This window comes from Thermomicrobiales bacterium (assembly GCA_037045155.1).
Taxonomy (GTDB): domain Bacteria; phylum Chloroflexota; class Chloroflexia; order Thermomicrobiales; family CFX8; genus JAMLIA01.
Map to the genome: position 1 here is coordinate 573,735 of JBAOIG010000002.1, position 19,947 is coordinate 593,681.

The window sequence follows — 19,947 nt, forward strand, 5'->3', positions numbered from 1 at the left end:
CTGATTCTGGCTTCATGACGCTGGATGCGACGCTGCGCTCGTTCGACTCGGCCAGCGACGGGATGACCGGGACGGCGACGTTGGACGGCACGTTTCGGCTGCCGCCGGGGACGACGATCGCCTGGGTGCGCGAGCAGGTATCGGCATTGGCCGGCGGCGTCGCGATCGAGTGGCAGGAGAACGCCGAAGCGTACCGGACCGACAAGCGCTCGCCGCTGGTCGCGCCGTTTCTGGCGGCGATCCGCGCGGCCGGCGGTCAGCCGAAGCTGAAGGTCAAGACCGGCACATCCGACATGAATGTCGTTGGCCCGGTCTGGGGCTGCCCGGCGGTCGCCTACGGTCCCGGCGACGCCCGCTACGACCACACCCCCGACGAGCAGATCCCGCTTGCCGACCTCGACCTCGGCGTCACGGTGCTGGCGGCAGCGATCACCCGCGTCGCCGCGCGAGGACCCCTCCCCCCCGCCCCCTCCCCTGCGAAGGGAGGGGGAGATGAGTGACCGGCACCGAATCGCGTCCTCCCGTGACACCCCTCTCCTCACAGGGGAGGGGCGAGGGGAGGGGTTCTCGTCCCCTCGGCTCGGCATCCTCGTCTCGCATCTCCGCGAAGAGGAGAAGCTGATCCTGGCTGCGGCGGGCGAGTTGGGCGTCGCGACGCAGCTGATCCAGGATCGGACGCTGGCGCTGGACCTGTCGGATCCGGCGCCGCCGGAGGTGGATGTCGTGCTCGACCGCTGCGTGGCGCATACGCGCGGTGGGTACGCGCTGCGCGTCTTCGAGGCGTGGGGAGTGCCGACCGTCAACCCGAGCGCGACGGTGGCGACCTGCGACGACAAGGTGCTGATGTCGCTGGCGTTCGCGACGGCCGGTGTGCCAGCGCTGCGGACCGCCGTGGCGTTCACCGTCGAGAGCGCCCTGGAGGTCGGCGAGCGGCTCGGCTATCCGCTGATCGTCAAGCCGGTGACCGGCTCGTGGGGTCGGCTGCTGGCGCGGGCGAACTCGCCGGCCGATCTGCGAGCGATCCTGGAGCAGAAGAAGGCGCTGGGCGGGCCGCAGCACGGGGTGTTCTACCTGCAGGAGTATGTCGTGAAGCCGGGGCGCGACCTGCGCGTGTTCTACGTCGGCGGCGAGGTGATCGCGGCGTCGTATCGCAACTCCGCGCACTGGATCACCAACGTCGCCCGTGGCGCTGTCTCGACGACATGCCCGATCACCGACGAGATCGTCGCAGTGACGCGGCTGGCGGCGAGGGCCGTCGGAGCGGAGATCGCCGGGGTCGATCTTGTCGAGACCCCGGATGGATTGAAGGTCATCGAGATCAACGGCGGGGCCGAGTTCAAAGGGCTGCGCGGGACGACCGATGTCCCGATCGCGCGGGTCATCGTCGAGCACGCGATCTCGCGCGCAGCCGTCGGCCGATAGAGAGATCCCGAAAAGGGTTGGGGAAGAGGAATCATGGCAGGGTTGAAGGCCAGCATCGTCGGCGGTTCGGGATATGCAGGGGGCGAGCTGCTCCGGCTGCTGCTCGGTCACCCCGAGGTCGAGGTTGCCCAGGTGACATCGCGCTCGCTGGCCGGCAAGCTGGTGACGACGTCGCACCCGAATCTGCGCAAGCGAACGACGCTGAAATACAGCATGCCGGCGGCGCTGGAGTCGTGCGACGTCCTGTTCATCTGTGTGCCGCACGGCGCGTCGTCGCCGAACGTGAGCGAATATCTGGATAAGGCCGGCGTCATCATCGACCTGAGCGCCGACTTCCGGTTGCGCGACGCTACCGACTACAAGACCTGGTATGGCTGGGAGCATCCACGGCCAGAGCTGATCCCGACAACGGTCTACGGCCTGCCGGAGCTGCACCGCGAGGAGATCCGCCAGGCGAATTACATCGCCAGCCCTGGCTGTAACGCGACGGCCAGCATCCTGGCGCTCTATCCGCTGGCGGCCAGCGGGCTGCTCGACCCGACGATGCCGATTGTCGTCGAGGCCAAGTCAGGGTCGTCCGGCTCGGGCGTCGAGTCGGGGCCGGCCAGCCACCACCCGGAGCGCAGCGGAGTGATGCGCTCGTTCAAGCCAACCGGCCACCGGCACTCAGCCGAGGTGATCCAGGAGCTGTCGGTCAACGGCTTCTGCCCGAAGGTCAGCTTCACCGCGACCTCGGTCGAGGCAGTCCGCGGCATCCTGGCGACGGCGCATGCCTTCACAAAGGAACCGGTGACGGACAAGGATCTCTGGAAGATCTACCGTGGCGTCTATGGCAGCGAGCCGTTTGTCCGGATCGTCAAGGAGACGCACGGTATCCATCGCACGCCAGAGCCGAAGATCCTGTCGGGAACGAACTTCTGCGATGTCGGCTTCGATGTCGATCCGCACGGCAACCGGGTGGTCGTCACGGCTGCGATCGACAATCTGATGAAGGGCGCGGCCGGCCAGGCGCTGCAGGCGATGAACATCCGCATGGGCTTCGAGGAGACGCTCGGCCTGGAGTTCATGGGTCTGCACCCGATCTAGCTCAGCGGATTCGCTTACTCCCCTCCCTTCACAGGGGAGGGCGGGAGCCCTTTGGGCAATGGAGGGGTATGCTCGTCATCAAGCTCGGCGGCAGCGCCGGGATCGATTCATCCATGACGCTCGACGATCTGGCCACGCTCTGGCCTGGCGAGCGCATCGTGTTCGTCCACGGCGCGAACGCCGCGCTGGACGCCTTTCAGCGCCAGGTCGGCCACGAGCCCCGGTTGGTGACCTCGTCCACCGGCCAGGTTAGCCGCTTCACCGATCCGGAGACGATGGACGATTTTCTGGCGATTTACGCCGGCCGGACGAATAAACGTCTCGTCGAGGGGCTGCAGATGCGCGGCATCAACGCCGTCGGGCTGACGGCGCTGGATGGCGGCATCGCCCGCGGACCGCGCAAGGACGCGATCCGTATCGTCGAGGACGGCAAGCCGAAGATCCTGCGCGGCGACTACGCCGGCAGCATCAAACAGATCGATACACGACTGATCGACCTGCTGCTGGACAACGGCTACCTGCCGGTGCTGACACCGCCGGCTGTCAGCCTGAACGGCGAGGCGATTAACGTCGACGGCGACAAGCTCTCGCTGCGCCTGGCCGAGGCGTTGCAGGCCGACGCGATGGTCCTGCTTTCGAACACGGCCGGCCTGCTGGCGAATCTCGACGACCCGGACTCGCTCATTCGCGAGATCGACGTCGCCAACCCGGCCAGCGTCGAGGCAGCGATGACGGCGGCCGGCGGGCGAATGAAGAAGAAGGTCCAGGCCGGCATCGACGCCGTTGCGGCTGGCATCGGCCGCGTTGTCTTTGCCGACGCACGCGTCGAGCGGCCCGTCAGCCGGGCGCTGGCCGGCGAGGGAACGGTTGTGGGGTAGGAGTAGGAACCCCTCCCCCAACCCCCTCCCCTGTGAAGGGAGGGGAGATGGAGCTTAGTGCCCGCGGAAGGCTACGTCACGATGCCTCCCCCGTGGAGACGGGAGAGACGAGAAGAGCGGGTCGTGAACTGGACAGCAGGTCTCGTCTCTTCGTCCCCCTCCCCTCGAAGGGGAGGGGCGAGGGGAGGGGTCATCCCTTTCACTATAAGGAGCAACCATGACGATTACGACGGACATCATCAATGCTGACCGGACGCTCCAGCCGCCGCTGTATGCCAAGCGCGAGGTCGTGCTGGCGCGGGGCGAGGGGGCGACGCTGTGGGACAGCGAGGGCAACGCCTTTATCGACATGATGAGCAACTACGGGGTGAACGTGCTGGGACACGCCCACCCGGCTGTGACCGAGGCGATCGCCCGGCAGGCGGGGCTGCTCGTGAGTTGCCACCAGTCGTTCGTCAGCGACATTCGGGCGCAGTTTCTGGAGACGTTGATTGGGCTCGCGCCCGACGGAATGACGCGGGCGTTTCTGTCGAACTCGGGAACCGAGGCGATCGAGGCGGCGCTGAAGTTCGCCCGCGTCGCGACCGGGCGAGACGGCATCGTCGCCACGCGGGGTGGCTATCACGGCCGGACGATCGGCGCGCTGGCGGCAACGGCGGAGAAGAAGTATCGGGAGCCGTTCGCGGCGGTTCTTGCGCCAGCGACCCACGTGCCGTTCAACAATCTCGACGCGCTGGAGGCAGCGGTCAACAGCACGACGGCGGCGGTGATCCTCGAGCCGATCCAGGGCGAGGGCGGCATCGTTGTTCCGGACGATGACTACCTCGCCGGCGCGCGCCATATCGCCAGCGCGGCCGGCGCAATGCTCATCCTCGACGAGGTGCAGACGGCGTTTCGGACCGGGACATTCTTCGCCTGCGAGCCCAGTGGGATCGTGCCGGACCTCCTCTGCACCGCCAAGGGGCTGGCGAACGGTGTCCCGATCGGCGCGACGCTGATGACCGAGGAGGTTGCTGGCGTTCTCGGCGGCGGTGTCCATGGATCGACGTTCGGTGGCAACCCGCTGGCCTGCGCGGCCGGCCTGGCGACGATCGATGCGATCCGCGCCGAGGGGCTGCTGGAACGCAGCGTCGCGCTCGGCGAGCGGCTGCGCGGAGGGATCGAGGCGCTGGCGCATCCGAAGGTGCGGGCAGTCCGCGGCCAGGGGTTGATGACCGGGGTCGAGTTCCGCGTGCGGGTGACACCGGTGCTGAAGGGGCTGCAGGACCGCGGCGTGCTGGCGCTGCCGGCCGGCAGCCTGGTGATCCGGCTGCTGCCGCCGCTGGTGATCAGCGAAGAGCAGATCGACCGGGCTGTCGCCGCGCTCGGCGAGACGCTGGATGCGCTCGGCGGCTGATGACGCAGCCGGCAGCCAACAGCAATGCCGCGCGTCGAGTACCATACGCATCTATCGAGTTCCGATTCACGATCAGGGATGGCCAGGTCATGGCTGTCCCTGTTGTGTCCCGTTTGTGGGCTATTGAGCGATACAGGGGTGTGAGAGCGTGGATATTACCTATGTGGTCGTGTTCACGATCGTCGCCGGCTCGCGATTCATCGTGCCGTTGTTCATCCCTCGGTTCCCGCTGCCGGCCACGCTTGCCGCCCTGGTGATCGACGCCGTCGACAAGTCGATCTTCCAGATCTTCACCGACGCCGATCTCGAGGGCTACCAGTCCTACGACAAGGCGCTCGACGTCTACTACCTGGCGATCGCCTATATCGCCACAATGCGCAACTGGACGAATGTCTACGCATACAAGACCAGCCGATTCCTCTGGTACTACCGGCTGGCCGGCTCGACACTCTTCGAGCTGACCGGCTGGCGAGCGCTGCTGCTGATCTTCCCGAATGCGTTCGAGTACTTCTTCCTGTATGTCGAAGGCGTGCGGACACGATGGAGCATGCGCCGGCTGACGAAGAAGCACATCCTCGGGGCGGCGGCCTTCATCTGGATCGTCATCAAGCTGCCGCAGGAGGCGTGGATCCACCTGTTCCAGCTGGACGTCACCGACGCATTCAAGGAGCATATCCTGGGGTCGTCGCTCGACGAGAAGCTGGGGCACGGCAATCGGCAACAGCCTCTGGATCTTCCCGGTGCTGATCGCGCTCGGCGTCGCGTTGTGGTTCGTCATCCGGCGTGTTTCCGCCCAGCTGCCGACCGGAGACTGGCCGGCCACATATGACTCGGACGCGCATGCGGATAACCAGATTGCGATCCCGCTGAAGCCGGCCGCCGACCGGCACTGGCGCGAGGGGCTGGCCGAGAAGGTTGTGCTGGTCGGCTTGCTGGGCGTGATCTTCGCGCAGATGCTGCCGAACGTCCACGTCGGCGCGTTGCAGATGCTGATTGGCGTCGGCGCGGTCGTCGTCGCGAATGCGGCGGTCAGCCACTGGCTGGCCGCACGCGGGACGAACTGGCGCTCTTCGGCGACACAGTTCCTCGCCTTGACGGCGATCAATGTCGGTCTGGGCGTGCTCTACATGGTGATCACGCCCTCGTTCGGAGCGGATCTCGGGCGCGCCGGTCTGCTGTTCTTCGGCCTGTTGCTGACGACGCTTATCACGCTCTACGACCGGTATCGGCCGATCATCGATGCGCGGATGGCGGCTGAAGCAGCGGCTACTGCGTCTCGACCTGCGTCCGGGCCGGCAGCGCGCGCCTGACGAGTGCGACTGGCGACCAGCCGAGCTCGCCAGTCGGTTCGACACCGCGCCAGCGCTGGATGCGCTCGACGAGCTTCGGGATATCCATGCGGAACAGCAGGAAGACGCCGATCGTGCTTGCGACCTGCGTCGCGATGATCAGCGAGCCGGCGCCGGAGAGCGAGAACAGGTCGCCAAACGAGGTCACCGTCGTCTCGGCCGCCAACAGCGCGCCGAAGTAGATGCCAGCGCGGGCGACACCGTAGACGACCGCGCCCGGCAGGAGCGGGATTCGCGCGATCCCGGCGGCCATGAAGAGCATCGCTTTGGGGATCGGGCCGAAGGCGAACATCGCCAGGGCCGGCAGATTGAGCTTCGTGTTCTGGCGGATCATCTCAGCGTAGCGTTGGGCGTCGGCGCGCTGCCGGGCGGGGATAATGCGCTCGCCGAGCCAGCGGCTGGCCAGGGCAAGGATGATGCGGCCGAAGGTCGAGCCGACTGCGCCGACGATGGCGACCGGCAGGATCGGCAGGTTGTAGTGGACACTGAACCAGGCCAGTACTCCCCAGGTGGGCGGAGCAAGCACCGGGGTCACGTTGCAGAGCGCCGCGAGCGCCGCCACCAGTAGCCAGATCCAGAGGTCGCCTGGGAGCATCGCGGGGCCGCCTTCCGATTGCCGGCCGTCGCCAGCGCCACACGGGCGTTACCCCCGCGTCTATAACAATGCGCGCGGCGTCGGATCGTTATGCCTCACGCCGATCGACACTGGCCCGGCTAACGCGTGCGCGACAAGGGCGCAGCGCCATCGCTAGGAGTTCGGGATGTGGAGGATCATCCGGGCGACGGTGAAGTAGATCACCAGTCCGGTGCCGTCCACCAGCGTCGTGATGAATGGCGCTGAGACCACGGCAGGGTCGATCTTCAGCTGGCGCAGGGTCAGCGGTAGCACCGCCGCGACGAGCGCCGACCAGAGGACGATCAGCACAACGGTGATGCCGACGACCATGCCCATATCGACGCCGACATGCAGCGTCATCGCGCGGCCGAAGGTCACGACCGACAGCACCGCGGCGAGCATGATCGCGGTCAGAACCTCCTTGCGGACGATGCGGAACAGATCGCGAATCCGCACCTGGCCAAGGCCCATCGCCCGGACGAGCGTGGTGACCGTTTGCGAGCCGACGTTGCCGCCGGTGCCGATCAGCAGCGGGATGAAGAAGGCGAGCGCGACGGCGTTGGACAGCTCGTGCTCGAAGTGGCGCAGGACGGTGCCGGTGTAGGCCTCGGCGACGAACAGCGCCAGCAACCACGGAACACGCCGGCGAAAGAGGAGGAACGGCGTCGCGCGCAGGTACGGCTCTTCCAGTGGCTGCGAGCCGCCGAGCCGCTCGATGTCCTCCGTCGCCTCCTGTTCGAGGATATCGGCGACATCGTCGGCGGTGATAATGCCGAGCAGCCGGCCTTCGCTATCAACAACCGGCAGGGCCAGCAGATCGTGCTCGTTGAGTAGTTGCGCGGCCTCCTCCTGGTCGGCGGTGACAAGGATCGTGTAAACGTCCTCGATCATCAGGTCCCGGACGCGCGAATCCGGCCGGGTCAGGACGAGGTTGCGCAGCGAGAGGACGCCCAGCAGGCGCTCGTCCTCCTCCTGCACATAGATGTAGTTGATCGTCTCGGCCTCCTCGGCGACACGACGCAGGGCGACGACGGCCTGGTCGGCGCGCAGCTCGGGGCTGACCGAGACGTAGGCGGGAGTCATCCGGCCGCCGGCGGTGTCGGGCGGGTAGGCCAGCAGCTCGCGCAGCTCCTCGGCCTCCAGTGGCTCCATCGCGACCATGATCTGGCTGGCGGTGGCCGGGACGATCTCGCCGACGACATCAGCGGCCTCGTCGGGCTCCATCGCCTCCAGCACGTCAGCGGCGTGGGCGAGGGGGAGACGCTCCAGCAGGTCAGCCGCGTCGGTCGGGTCGAACTCGCCGAGCAGGTCGCCGACCTCGTCCGCCCCGAGGGCATGGGCGAAGCGCTGGAGATCGCGGGGGGAGAGCTGGTCGAGGTACTCGACAGGATCGTCGCCGGCCTCGTCGATCTGCCTCAGCGCCTCGGCGATGGCCGTGGCGTCGCCACGGTCGATGGCGTCGCGCAGTAGCACCCGGCGGTCGTCTTCAGTCAGCACGCGCCCTCCCATCTGGCCTCACCCGTCGCGCAGCGTCCCAGTGTACAACCATGGCACGAAGAGGGCCGCGCGTCAGCGGGGTTGCCGTAGAGAGACGACGCCCCGGCGAGTTACCCGCCGGGGCGTCGCTACGTTGAGTTCGCGTGATGACGCGGCGCTAGTTGGATTCGGTCAGGCCGCCGGCTCTCCAATTATCCTGGCCTGACGCCGTGTGAGTTGATCCGCCGCTGACGCTGGAGTAGTCGCCACTGGCTTCATTAGTTTCCCCACCGCTGACGCTAGAGGCGTAACCGCTAGCGGTGTTGCTGTACCCGCCGCTGACGCTGGAGTTGCCGCCGTTAGTAGTGTTGGACCCCCCGCCGCTGATGCTGGAGTAGCCACCACTGGCGGTGTTGCTGTACCCGCCGCTGACGCTGGAGGCCCAACCGCTGGCCGTGTTGTACTGCCCACCGCTGATGCTGGCGTACCCGTCGTTGGCGGTGTTGCTGGCCCCGCCGCTGACGCTGGAGGCCCAACCGCTGGCCGTGTTGAAGTACCCACCGCTGATGCTGGCGTACTTGCCGCTAGCAGTGTTACCGGTCCCACCGCTGATGCTGGCGTACTCCTTGCTGATGCTATTGTCGTTCCCAGCGACGAACCCGCCGTAGCTGCTATACGTATGACGTGAGCCGACGACGAGATTGTGTGATCCCGTTCGATTGTCGTCGTTGTCTTCGTTGTAGCCGACGATCAGGTTGCCGGTCGCGTTGGTTGTCTCGGTGCTGCCCAGACCGTTGACGATCTGGACGTTGCAACCGCTGAAGAGGGCCGTGCCGTCGTTAGCCGTCGACAGACAGGCCGGCACCTGGGCGCGGAGACTCGTATTTTCGGCTTGTAGCGTGGCCACCTTGCCTTCGAGGGTCGCCAGCCGCGCTTCGATGCCGGAGAGATCAGCGCCGCTCTGCCAGGAGGTGGCAGTCTCGTTGCGCAGGCAGGGCCGGCCGTTGGAGACGATGCGGACGAAGCCGGACATCTTGCTGACACAGGCGGAGACAGTGGTGGGCGGGCTGCTGGCCAGAGCGCTGTTGACGCCGATGCCGATAGCGACGCCGAGCGCGAGCGCGACGACAACGCTGGCGACGAGCCGCAGGGACGACGGAACCATCGCGAACTGACGCATGGGGGCAACCCTCCTGCTATTGACGGCCGCCGGTAGGCCCGGTTCAGCCATTATGTTGATGGAGACGGCGGCAGTATGACATGAACGGATTGTCATGTCGAGAAGGCCTGAATCAGCGTGGAAAACACAAACCAAGACGCCCCGGCAGATCGTCGGGGCGTCACTGCTTTGACTCTGGCTTGGCAGGGCCGGGCTATTGTGCCTCGGAGAGGCCTCCGCCGACCCACATATTTTGGCTAGCAGCTGTGCGATTACGCCCGCCGCTGACCGTGGAATAGATGCCGCTGGCAGTGTTGGTGTCCCCACCGCTGACGCTGGAGCCGATACCGGTAGCCTTGTTGATAGCCCCGCCACTGACGCTGGAGTAATTGCCGGTTGTAGTGTTGTAGTATCCGCCGCTGACGCTGGATTGGTGGCCGCTGGCGGTGTTGTTGTATCCGCCGCTGACACTGGAGGAGCGGTCACTGGCGGTGTTGTAGTATCCGCCGCTGACGCTGGATTGGTGGCCGCTGGCGGTGTTGCCCTCCCCGCCGCTGACGCTGGCGTAGTCGCCGCTGATAATGTTGTCGTACCCCGCGACCAACCCGCCGTAGCTGCTGTACGTATGACTTGAGCCGACGACGACGTTATGCGAGCCGGTTCGGGTGTCGCCATTGTCTTCGTTGTAGCCGACGATCAGGTTGCCCTTCCCGTTGACCGTAGCGGTGCTGCCCTGACCATTGATAATCTGGACGTTGCAGCCGCTGAAGAGGGCCGTCCCGTCGTTTGCGGTCGACAGGCAGGCCGGCACCTGGGCCGTGAGGTCGTCAATTGTGGCTTGCTGGGACGCGATCGTAGCCTGCTGAGTAGTTACGAGACCCTCCAGCGCGGTGAGCCGCGCTTCGACACCCGACAGATCGGCGCCGCTCTGCCAGGTCATGAACCGTTCGGTGCGCATGCAGTATCGATCGCTGGAGACGATGCGGACGAAACCGGACATCTTGCTGACACAGGCAGAGACAGTGGTGGGCGGGCTGCTGGCCAGGACGCTGTTCACACCGATGCCGATGGCGAGGCCGAGGGCCAGTGTCACGATGGCTCCGACGAGGAGTCGCAGGGACGTGGGGACAACCACGAGCTGACGCATTGGACAACCCTCCCGCTATTGATGGCTGCGGCCTGAGTTGGCGCAGCCCCTCCTGATGATAAAGATGAGAATAGCGTAGCAGCCGCTGTCAACATTGCGTACCGGTCGCGTCGGGACTTACGCGGAGCGATCATTTGTCGGAGAAGGGGGCGATGCAGATGCTGGGTCTCATGCAATGGCCCGTTGCACGTCGGGGATGAAGACATCGTCACGTAGCTCGTGCGTGTTGCGCCATCGCGCGAGCACGGGTATACGATAGCGGGCTATCTGGCCGGAGGAGGGAGAAACGCGGGTGCCGGTATCGAACGTGGAGCGCGGTTTGCATGCCGGGATGGTGGGCGTCGGGAATCCGTATCAGGTGCTGACGCCCGAGCGGCTGCCGCTGCTGCCAGCGTTGCTGGAGTATCCCGAGGTGGCGGGGCTGGCGGTTGCGCTCGGCCGGCCGGCCGGCGAGGTGCGCGCCGATCTGGAGGCATTGGCGGCGTCCGGCATCGTCGCGCTGGAGGGCGATCGCGCGAGGCCGCTGGCGCTGATCGTGAATGCGGATGAGATCGCGCGGGTGGACAGCCTGGCGGCGCGGGCTGGCGCTCAATTGGCGCAGGGAGTCGCCTCGTCCTGGCCACTGATCGAAGCACTCTGGCCCCGGCTGGATATCTCCCGACGATACACGCTGGCCGAGGTGTCGTTTCTGCTCGTCGGTGACCGGCTGCTGGACATCGGCCTGCTGGATGCGCTGGCGGACGACGGCCGGCTGATGCCGCCAGCCCCGCCGCGCGGTGGCCGCGACGATCCGGCGGCCCGCTACTATCTCTACGTCGTCGAAGGAGACGAAACAGCATTGGGCCAGTATGGTCAGCGAGTGACGGCGCTCCCCTGGCCCGATTGGGCGCACCTGACGTTCGGTCGCTACGGAACCACGGTGGCGCCGAACCGGGAGCGATCGCGTCACGACGAACGGCTCCGGGCCGCGCTCGACAGAGCGGATCCTCCGTTCGATGCGGCCGCGCTGGCCCGACAGGTCGGGCTGCCGTTTGTCGATGAGCACGACTCGCGGGTCTGGAGCAGGTTTGCTGGCGCGCTCGCCCGCGATCTGGTCGATGGCTACCGTAGCCTGCTCGGCGAGCTGACCGTGCTATACGATGGCCTTCGCGCGGCTCATGCGGGTGTGACGACGTTCGGCGAGTTTTTCTGCTGGTTCGATCACCTGGCCTACGCCTACGCGATCGATGAGCTGGTTGCGTCAGGCCGGATCGTGATGCCCGATGGCGGGGTCACGGCGGCGATTTGGCACGAGCAGGCCGGCGACGCCGCCTGAACCGAGCGCTCCCGGCGTGCAATACTCCCGTGCTGATCTGATACGAACGGACGACGGTGTCCGACGACCGACGGAGTGCGATATTCCATGACCAGGCTCCCCCTGGCCGGCCGGCTCGCAACACTGCTGCTGCTCGTCGTCGTCGGCGCCAGCCTGCTGCCCTCGCCGGCCAATGCCGCAGAGCCCCAGGATGGCAATCCCTTCATCTATGGCATCGCGGCGCACGCCTGGTGGCTCGACCCGGACGTCTACGGTAGCCAACTCCTCCCGGCGCTGGACGACCTGAACGTGACGACGGTCCGGCTGTCGATCGACTGGCGGCGCTTCGAGCCGACCCAGGGGACGTTCGACTGGCGGCTGTACGACGATGTTCTCGGCGAGCTGGCCAGACGCAACATCGTGGTTGTAGCCGATTTCAACACGATCCCCGGCTGGGCGTCGGTCGACAAGCCCGGCTGCGATAGCGCGCTCACCGAGATCTACCTCTGTGGCCTGCGCGAAGATATGGCGCCGGCCTTTCAGAACGCAGTGCGGGCGGCAGTCTCGCGATATGCCTGGATCGAGCACTGGGAGTTCTGGAACGAGCCGGAGATGTGGCAACTGCTGGGGCAGGATGCGACGGTCTATCTGCGTAACCTGCGAATGTTCTACGACGTAGCCCACGCGGTGAATCCGGAGATCGTCGTTGCCGCCCAGACGCTGGTCGGATCGGAGTACATGGACTGGATCTACAACCTGAGCGAGGCCTGGTATGGCAACGGGAATGAGCCGTGGGACGCAGTTTCGATCCATCCATACAACTGGCACTTCATCGCCGGCCCGGGCATCGAGCCGGAGGAGATCAGCTACCGGCGCATCGGTGATCTGCGCAACCTGATGGTCGCCCGCGGCGATGGGGCCAAGCCGATCTGGATCACCGAATACGGATGGGTGACGGATGTCGAGAACCAGGCGCGTAACCTCCGCGCGGCAGTCGACTGGATGAAGCGCCAGCCATACATCGAGTTCGCCCATCTGCACATGCTTCACGACTGGAACGAGGTTCCTGTCGATCTGTTCGGGCTAATGGAGATCGTGCCAGATGAGCATGGCGGGCGCTGGCTGGGGCCGCACACGACATTCCGGCCGAAGCCCGTCTACTACGATGCATTCAAGCACCTGCCGCGGGACGGCCGGCCAGCCACTACGTGGGACGCGACGGCGCAGCTCTTCCCGGAGACCGGGCAGTCGATCGATGGCCGATTCCTGCGCGCCTGGCAGCAGCGCGGCGGTCTGCGCATTCTGGGCCTGCCACTGACACGCCCCTACCCGCGCCTTCAGCCGGACGGACGATGGCTGCTGGCGCAGGACTTCGAGCGTGCCCGGCTGGAGTTCCATCCGGAATATCTCGGCCAGTGGGGCGAGGTCCTGGGGACGCTAGCCGGCAGCGCAATGGCCGCCGGCAGGGAGGGGGAAGCGCCATTCCAGCCGCTTGGCGGCTGCGCGCCCGGCCCAGAGCGCGCCTGCTTCGATGCCACCGGCCACTCGCTCTCCCACGGCTTCAAGGCATTCTGGGACGCACGCGGGGGGCTGGCGACGTTTGGCTATCCGATTTCCGAGGAGTTCTCGGAACGGAACCCCGACACCGGCGAGGTCTACACCGTCCAGTACTTCGAGCGTGCCCGTTTCGAATACCACCCGGAGTACGCCGGCACCGAGTACGAGGTTCTGCTCGGCCGACTGATCGCCAACGAGTTGGCTACCGACGGCTGGCTCTCCCCCGACCCTGCCAGTCGCCTCCCGACGAGCCGATCCTATCGGTAGCGGGGCGTGATCGGCGGACGCATAGGGACAGGATCCGGCCCCTGCTATGGAATATCTGGCTCGTCCCTCGTCCCCGCTAGCAGCCAGACGCCGGCTACCGCGATAAGCGCGAGTGCGACGAGGAATGCAGTCGACTGAGCGGTATTGAAGCCGATGCGCTGGAGGTGGAACGTGACGACGCTGATGTCCCGTCCTTCCCAGAGCCGTTGGGCTTCGACGACGATCGGCGAGGTCGAGAGGCGCCAGTAGATGTCCGGATCTGCGTTGCCGCGGCCGGCCGCCTCGTATTGCGCATGGATCTCGATCAGATACAGGTTGAAGTCAACCAGCGACCCCAGCAGCGCCACCCCGAACCCGAATCCCGCCAGCGCCCAGGCAGCCGTCCGCGCGCGGGCCGACGATCGCAGCAGTGGCCCAAGGCCGAGGATTGCGAACGGCAGCAGCGGCACGAGCAAGCGTGGCCCCCAGACCCAGCCACCCCACCACGACCACCACTTCGCATTCTGGACCAGCACGACCGCGGCGATCGCGGCGTAGAGCACGGCCTCGGCCCGCCGCTCGCGCCAGAAACGCGGCCAGCCGACGACCGCTAGCGCCGTCAGCGGCGCGTAGAGGAAGATACTCTTGCCCGGTGAGACGAGCAGTCCGGCCAGCCCTGACAGGAGCGGCGTGTCGAACCGCTCGCCCGTATAGCCGTTGTCGAACGGGCTGCCGAAGCGGACAGCGTTGTGCCACAGCAGCAGCGCCAGGCAGGCGGCCGCCGGGATGCCGAAGGCCAGCGCCGCCGCGAGCGCCGAGCGCCACCAGCCTGTCTCACTGGCCGGCCGCCGGATCAGCCGGCGCAGCGGCTCACCCTCCGGATGCGGCAGCGCGGCCCAGGCAGCGTAGGCGAGGAACGGCGGCAGGAGCAACGCCCCGACGACCCGCGTCAGCACGGCGTAGCCGAGACCGAGACTCGCCAGCGCCAGCCAGCCGTAGCGCCAGCGGTTGCCCTCCTGTCGGTAGGCCAGCAGCCCCAGCGCCGCCAGTAGCAGGCAGGCGGTGAACAACGGCTCGCTGAAGAACGTCTTCGAATATGGCCAGGCCAGCGTCGTCAACCCCCACGCCAACGCCAGCCCGACCGCGAGGCGGATGCCGTTGCCCAGACGGACGGCCAGTAGAAAGACGAGCGCGCCGCTGGCCGCGGTGACGACCTGGTTCAGTAGCGAGACAGCGTAGATGGAGAGCGCCTCATCGAGCACTCCACTGAGGATTGATTCACGGAGCGCCTTTGCCAGCAGGATCGGGATCGTCGCCAGTAGCGGCTGCCCCAGCCCATACTTCGAGAAGTACAGCCCGTGCTGCCCCCGGACGATCTGCCAGGCCACGTCGGGGTTCGGCGCCAGCACGATTGTGTGCTGCAGCGCCAGCGCCTTTGCCGTCGCATACATGACATAACCGTCGGAACTGTAGAACGTCCCGCCGTGGGTGAGCAGATAGCACGCGAGCAGGGTGAGGAAGACACCTGCGGCCGGCCGTGTCAGCGCCTTGCCGCTCGTTCCCACGCTCTCCCCGTTCTGCCTACCAGCCCGGCGTCGCCTCGAGCGCGGCGCGGCGGTATCGCTCCGTCGACGTGTCGGGCGGGGCGGCGTCATCGTTCAGATAGTATGTCATCGACTGCATTGCCCCGGTCGGGTCGATCTCTCGCACCCAGACATCCTCCGGCACGCGGAGGATCACCGGCGCGTAATTCAGGATGGCGCGCACCCCGCCCGCGACCAGCGCATCCGCAACCTCCTGGCCGGCGGATGCCGGGACGGCGATGATACCCATCCGGATATCCCGCTCCCGCACCACGCGGGTGATCTCGTCGGCAGTCAACACCGGCACGCCGTCCTCTGATGTCTGGCCGACCTTCGCCGGGCTGCGGTCGAAGATGGCGACGATCTCGAACGTCGTAGCGCCGAAGCCGCGGTAGGCGGCCAGCGCCTGCCCGAGGTGGCCGAAGCCAACCAGCGCGACATCCCACTGCTGATCAAGATGGAGAATATGCTCGATCGTGGCGACGAGCGTCGCCACGTTATACCCCTTGCCCTGTTTGCCGAACCTGCCGAAGTAGGACAGGTCTCGGCGAATCTGCGCCGCAGTAACGCCGATCAGGCGTGCCAGATCGTCGGACGAGACGGTCGGAATCCCCTCGCTGGCGATCAGCCGCAGTGTCCGAACGTAGATCGGCAGCCGCCGGATGACGATGTCGGGAATTGCGCGATCCGCGCGCGAATCGCTCGCTGCCTGTCCCATGGTTAACCCTGCTGCTCGTCGCACGGCCGGCCTGATCGCCGCCGTGTCCCGTTCCCCTCACCACGAGGATGCCCGTCGCTCACGGCGCCTCGATGCTGCCTGGGCGTTGCTGTCGATCCAGGCGTTCGAGCGGCACGGCCGTGCCGAGGCAATACCTGAAATGCTACATCGCAGGCAAACCAACGTTCAACCGGGACAATCCGACGCCAGATCCTCGCGCAGGGTGGCGACCTCCCTGTCGATGCGCGCGACGAGCTCCGCGCGCTCGCTGTCCGGCAAGAAGGCCGCCTCGGCTGCCCGCCGAGCCATTGCCGACAGCTCATCGATGTCGAAGCCGGCTTCCTCGGCCAGGGCGACGTACTCGCCGGTCATCGTCGCGTCGAACATCGGCGGATCGTCGGTGTTCACCGTTACCGGCACCCCCGCGTCGTGAAGCGCCCGGATCGGGTGAGTCGCGTAGCTCGACGCCACTCCAAGGCGGATGTTGCTGGTCGGTGAGACCTCCAGCACCACCCGGTTTGCCGCCAGGCGGCGGACAAGCTCCGGGTCGTGGATGCTCGTGACCCCGTGGCCGATCCGTTCCGCGCCGCTCTCCAGCGCGTCCCAGACGCTCTCTGGCCCGACTGTTTCCCCCGCGTGCAGACTGACCCGCGCGCCATTGCGACGCGCAAATTCGATCGCTGCCGCGTGAGGGGCTGCTGGATAGCCGATCTCGGTGCCGCCCAGCCCGATCCCGACCAACCCGTCGCCCAGATTCGCGACGCACCATTCGGCGATCGCAGTTACCTCTTCCGGCGCACGGACCCTGACCGCATCGACGATAAACTGGATCCGAACACCGAAATCGTCCCATCCCTGGCGCGCTCCGGCCCGGCAGCCGGCCAGCACAAGATCGGGCATTGCCTTCGTCCGTGGCTTCAGCGGCGAAGTCGGCGAGATCGTCACTTCCAGGTACGGGATATTCTCCGCGCGGGCCGTCTCGGCCAGCTCCCACGTCACCCGCTCGTAGTCTTCGCTGGTCTGGAGGCTATCGCAGACTGCCATGAAAACCTCGATAAAGTGGGGAAAGTCGCGGAACCGATACCAGTCACGCGCGCCGTTTGTGTCGTCGAACGGGTACACGACCCCGTGTCGTCGCCCCAGGTCGAGCAACGTCTCGGGTCGCACGGAACCCTCCAGGTGGACGTGCAGCTCCGGCTTCGGCATCCGTGCCAGGAACGCGCGCTCAGCGCCGGTCAGGCGAGTCGGGGTCTCTCGCATCGATGGATCCTTCCGATCGGGAGAACGAATGACGATTGTAGCAGCCGACCCTGGCGCGACGGGGGATAATGAGGCAGGTATTGGGAACGGACAGAAGAGGAGCACGCCAATATGGCAAGTTGGGTCGAGACCGCCAGCTTTATTGCCAGCAGTCCGGTGCGGGTCGGAGTCATGATCGCGCTGGCCCAGTCCGGCCAGACGCTTGACGAGATCACGCTGGCTCAGACGGCCGGCCTGTTGCACCAGCACATCACTGGTCAGCCGATCGAGACGGCGATCGTCATTTCGCAGATCAGCGAGCTCTCGCGCCACGGCGCTATCGCGCGCGACGATAGCGGCTTCCGCTGGCAGCTCACCGCGATCGGCACCCTCGTCAGCCGCCAATGGGCAATCGCGAGCCTGGAGCCGGAGGGAGACGCCCCGCTCGATCACGACGAGGTCCGCGCCTGGCGTGATGCGCTGATTGCACAGCTCGAGGAGGATTCCGACCTCGCCGAGGAGGCCGATATCTCGCCCGAGGAGCTGCTTGCCGGCCAGACCTCGAGGCTGTCCGAGCTGCGCGTCCTGAATCGCGTCATCGGCGACGAGCGGTTGCCGGAGTGGATCTCTGCGCTGGCGCGCTAGCATCGGGGTGACGGTCGATGACGATCTACGACGACCTGGGAATCCGTCGAGTACTCAACGCCGATGCGCGGCTGACTCGCCTCGGCGGATCGTTGATGCCGGACGAGGTCCGCTGGGCGATGGATGCAGCCGCGCGCAGCTACGTCGATATCGTTGAGCTGCACGATGCCGTCGGCAAGCGGCTGGCCGCGCTCACGCGAAACGACGCCGCTTGCGTCACGACTGGCGCAGCGGCCGGCCTGACCCTCGCCACCCTCGCCTGTATGACCGGCAACGACCCGGTCGCCATCGCCAGGATGCCCGACCGCCCCGGCCTTCCGTCGAAGATCGTCTACCAGCGTCCGCACCGCATCCCCTACCTTCCGTCGGTCGCGCTGGCCGGCGCGACGCTGGTCGAGATCGGAGTCGAGCCGGAGGTCCACCCGGTCGAGCTGGAATTGGCGATCGACGCCGACACCGCCGCGGTGCTCTTCGTCGCTGGCGAGCATCTCGCCGAAGGGGCTCTTCCTCTCGCAGAGGTCGTCCAGATTGCCCATGCGCGCTCCGTGCCGGTAATCGTTGATGGAGCGGCCCAACTTCCCCCGCCCGAGAATCTCTGGCGCTACACCCGCGAACAGGGCGCTGACCTCGCCATCTTCAGCGGTGGCAAGGATCTGCGCGGGCCACAGGCCAGCGGGCTGGTCGTCGGCCGGCCCGATCTGGTCGCCGCTATCCGCCAGCATGGGTCGCCAAACCCGCGGCTGGGTCGCTCGATGAAGGTCGGCAAAGAGGAGATGGCCGGCCTGCTGGCTGCCGTCGAGCGCTACCTGGCCGAGGATCACCTCGCGCGCATCGCAGGCTACGAAGCGGATGTCACCGGCTGGGTTGCCGCGTTCTCTGCGGTCCCCGGAGTCCGCGCCGAGCGTGAGTTTCCAAACGAGGCCGGCCAGCCGATGCCACGCTGCCGAGTGATCCTCGACGGCCGAGCAGCGACCTCTCGTCGTGACGCGGTCGTCCGCGCGCTTTGGGAGGGCGACCCGCGCGTCGCGGTCAAGGCGGCCGGCGATGACGCCATCTCGCTGACCCCCGACACCCTCGAGCCCGGAGAGGCCGCCACCGTCCGCGATCGCGTCGTACTTGCGCTGTACGCAAGTTTCCCATCCTAATACTCCCTGACAACGCACCTTCCGTTCGCCAGTCTGAACGTCAGTTTCCGCATAGGTGCGCACGTTCGCATGTTCGTACATGGTTGACGGACGTGGTTGTGGCGGTGTATCTTCAGGGTAGCTCGGATGGTTGATTTCTCATGTTGGCAATAGTTGCCAGCGAGTCACAGCAAGGAACCATCCGGCCGGTCGAGCCGGCAGCCAGCCGGTAGCCGTCAATGGCGTCGGGACGCGGAATTCGGGACCCCGTGGGCCAGCGCATCGCGATCGAGTGAATGTGAGTCGCCGGCCGAGCCGTGCCAGACAGGCATCGCCGGGCGGTGGCAGGAGAGTGACGAGAGATGCAGGCTCGAACAGGACGAACCGGCGCGCTCGCCATTGTGGCGCTTCTGGCATCGACGCTTCTGCTGGCCGCCTGCGGCTCTGCGGATGGAACCAGCCCGAATGGCGCGGCCGGCACCCCCGGTCGGCAGTTGGCCCAGACCACGCCAACCGCGCCGCCCCCGCCGCCACCAACCCCGACCCTGGCGCCGACGCAGACCGTTGTCCGCCCGGCAGCCACTCCGACCGCGATCCCTGCGCCGAAGCCGGCCATTGGCGACACCGTCACGACCGACGGCTGGGAGCTGACCATCACAGGCTACGATCTGTTCAAGAAGATTGGCGATAGCACGGCCGACGGGATGTTCCTCTACCTTCAGCTGACGGTGAAGAACACGCTGACCGTCGCGCGGCCCTTCCCCTACGACGGGCTGGTCGTCGTCGACATCGCCGGCAACTCGTACTTCCTCGCCACCAATGCCACCCGCGAGTCGCTCACCTACGACAAGGGCCTCGACATGACCGCGCCGATTGACCCGACGCAGGAGGTGCAGACCGCCGCTATCTTCGATACTCCCGAGAGCGCGACCGGTTTCACCCTGACCACCCCGTCGCGCGTCTTCGAGATCCTGCTGCAATACAAGCAGCCGTCGAAGTAAACCGGATACCA

At 66.6% G+C, this 19,947-nt stretch carries 19 protein-coding genes; 12 read left to right on the top strand and 7 right to left on the bottom strand.

Annotated elements, in window-relative coordinates:
- The first annotated feature begins 14 nt into the window (after positions 1–14).
- The 7 genes from V9F06_02860 (at position 15) to V9F06_02890 (ending at position 6,092) form a co-directional block, all read left to right on the top strand.
- On the top strand, positions 15–500 hold the full coding sequence (locus tag V9F06_02860; GenBank protein ID MEI2616568.1) for a M20/M25/M40 family metallo-hydrolase: 486 nt from the start codon (positions 15–17) through the stop codon (positions 498–500).
- On the top strand, positions 493–1,422 hold the full coding sequence (lysX, locus tag V9F06_02865) for a lysine biosynthesis protein LysX (GenBank protein MEI2616569.1): 930 nt from the start codon (positions 493–495) through the stop codon (positions 1,420–1,422). Before V9F06_02860 ends, lysX begins: the two co-directional genes overlap by 8 nt.
- Positions 1,423–1,455: 33 nt before the next feature.
- The gene (gene argC, locus V9F06_02870) at positions 1,456–2,508 is read left to right on the top strand and encodes an N-acetyl-gamma-glutamyl-phosphate reductase (protein MEI2616570.1); all 1,053 of its coding nucleotides are present in this window, start codon (positions 1,456–1,458) and stop codon (positions 2,506–2,508) included.
- A 68-nt stretch (positions 2,509–2,576) separates the two neighbouring features.
- Complete coding sequence (locus V9F06_02875; GenBank protein ID MEI2616571.1) at positions 2,577–3,386, top strand: [LysW]-aminoadipate kinase; 810 nt, start codon at positions 2,577–2,579, stop codon at positions 3,384–3,386.
- Positions 3,387–3,603: 217 nt separating this feature from the next.
- The gene (locus V9F06_02880; protein MEI2616572.1) at positions 3,604–4,782 is read left to right on the top strand and encodes an aspartate aminotransferase family protein; all 1,179 of its coding nucleotides are present in this window, start codon (positions 3,604–3,606) and stop codon (positions 4,780–4,782) included.
- Between the two features lie 148 nt (positions 4,783–4,930).
- On the top strand, positions 4,931–5,611 hold the full coding sequence (locus tag V9F06_02885; GenBank protein MEI2616573.1) for a hypothetical protein: 681 nt from the start codon (positions 4,931–4,933) through the stop codon (positions 5,609–5,611).
- Entirely contained in the window at positions 5,523–6,092 is a 570-nt protein-coding gene (locus tag V9F06_02890) for a hypothetical protein (GenBank protein ID MEI2616574.1), read from the top strand. The genes V9F06_02885 and V9F06_02890 overlap by 89 nt, the downstream gene beginning before the upstream one ends.
- Here the strand turns inward: V9F06_02890 and V9F06_02895 are convergent.
- The 4 genes from V9F06_02895 to V9F06_02910 form a co-directional block, all read right to left on the bottom strand.
- The gene (locus V9F06_02895; protein ID MEI2616575.1) at positions 6,049–6,726 is read right to left on the bottom strand and encodes a hypothetical protein; all 678 of its coding nucleotides are present in this window, start codon (positions 6,724–6,726) and stop codon (positions 6,049–6,051) included. The genes V9F06_02890 and V9F06_02895 overlap by 44 nt on opposite strands.
- A 153-nt stretch (positions 6,727–6,879) precedes the next feature.
- Complete coding sequence (gene mgtE, locus V9F06_02900) at positions 6,880–8,244, bottom strand: magnesium transporter (GenBank protein MEI2616576.1); 1,365 nt, start codon at positions 8,242–8,244, stop codon at positions 6,880–6,882.
- A gap of 157 nt (positions 8,245–8,401) precedes the next feature.
- Positions 8,402–9,403 (bottom strand): hypothetical protein, encoded by a 1,002-nt coding sequence (locus V9F06_02905; protein MEI2616577.1) that lies wholly within the window; start codon positions 9,401–9,403, stop codon positions 8,402–8,404.
- 193 nt (positions 9,404–9,596) lie between these two features.
- Positions 9,597–10,529: a hypothetical protein gene (locus tag V9F06_02910; protein MEI2616578.1), complete on the bottom strand. Its 933-nt coding sequence runs from the start codon at positions 10,527–10,529 to the stop codon at positions 9,597–9,599.
- 292 nt (positions 10,530–10,821) lie between these two features.
- Here V9F06_02910 and V9F06_02915 point away from each other — a divergent pair, with 292 nt between their 5' ends.
- A complete protein-coding gene (locus tag V9F06_02915) occupies positions 10,822–11,844 on the top strand; it encodes a hypothetical protein (protein ID MEI2616579.1) in 1,023 nt (340 codons plus the stop codon).
- Between the two features lie 87 nt (positions 11,845–11,931).
- Positions 11,932–13,647, top strand: a complete 1,716-nt coding sequence (locus V9F06_02920; protein ID MEI2616580.1) for a glycosyl hydrolase — start codon at positions 11,932–11,934, stop codon at positions 13,645–13,647.
- 44 nt (positions 13,648–13,691) lie between these two features.
- Here V9F06_02920 and V9F06_02925 read toward each other — a convergent pair whose 3' ends face one another.
- The 3 genes from V9F06_02925 to add all read right to left on the bottom strand — a co-directional run bounded on the left by V9F06_02925 (position 13,692) and on the right by add (position 17,187).
- Positions 13,692–15,191, bottom strand: a complete 1,500-nt coding sequence (locus V9F06_02925) for a phospholipid carrier-dependent glycosyltransferase (GenBank protein ID MEI2616581.1) — start codon at positions 15,189–15,191, stop codon at positions 13,692–13,694.
- A gap of 16 nt (positions 15,192–15,207) precedes the next feature.
- Complete coding sequence (locus V9F06_02930) at positions 15,208–15,927, bottom strand: redox-sensing transcriptional repressor Rex (GenBank protein ID MEI2616582.1); 720 nt, start codon at positions 15,925–15,927, stop codon at positions 15,208–15,210.
- A 186-nt stretch (positions 15,928–16,113) separates the two neighbouring features.
- Entirely contained in the window at positions 16,114–17,187 is a 1,074-nt protein-coding gene (add, locus tag V9F06_02935) for an adenosine deaminase (GenBank protein ID MEI2616583.1), read from the bottom strand.
- Between the two features lie 111 nt (positions 17,188–17,298).
- Between add and V9F06_02940 the strand changes: the two genes are divergently transcribed.
- The 3 genes from V9F06_02940 (at position 17,299) to V9F06_02950 (ending at position 19,936) form a co-directional block, all read left to right on the top strand.
- Entirely contained in the window at positions 17,299–17,811 is a 513-nt protein-coding gene (locus V9F06_02940; protein MEI2616584.1) for a hypothetical protein, read from the top strand.
- A 17-nt stretch (positions 17,812–17,828) separates the two neighbouring features.
- On the top strand, positions 17,829–18,956 hold the full coding sequence (locus V9F06_02945; GenBank protein MEI2616585.1) for an aminotransferase class V-fold PLP-dependent enzyme: 1,128 nt from the start codon (positions 17,829–17,831) through the stop codon (positions 18,954–18,956).
- A gap of 341 nt (positions 18,957–19,297) precedes the next feature.
- Positions 19,298–19,936 carry a hypothetical protein gene (locus tag V9F06_02950; GenBank protein MEI2616586.1) on the top strand — a complete coding sequence of 213 codons (639 nt, stop codon included), beginning with the start codon at positions 19,298–19,300 and terminating at the stop codon, positions 19,934–19,936.
- The last annotated feature ends 11 nt before the right edge of the window (positions 19,937–19,947 follow it).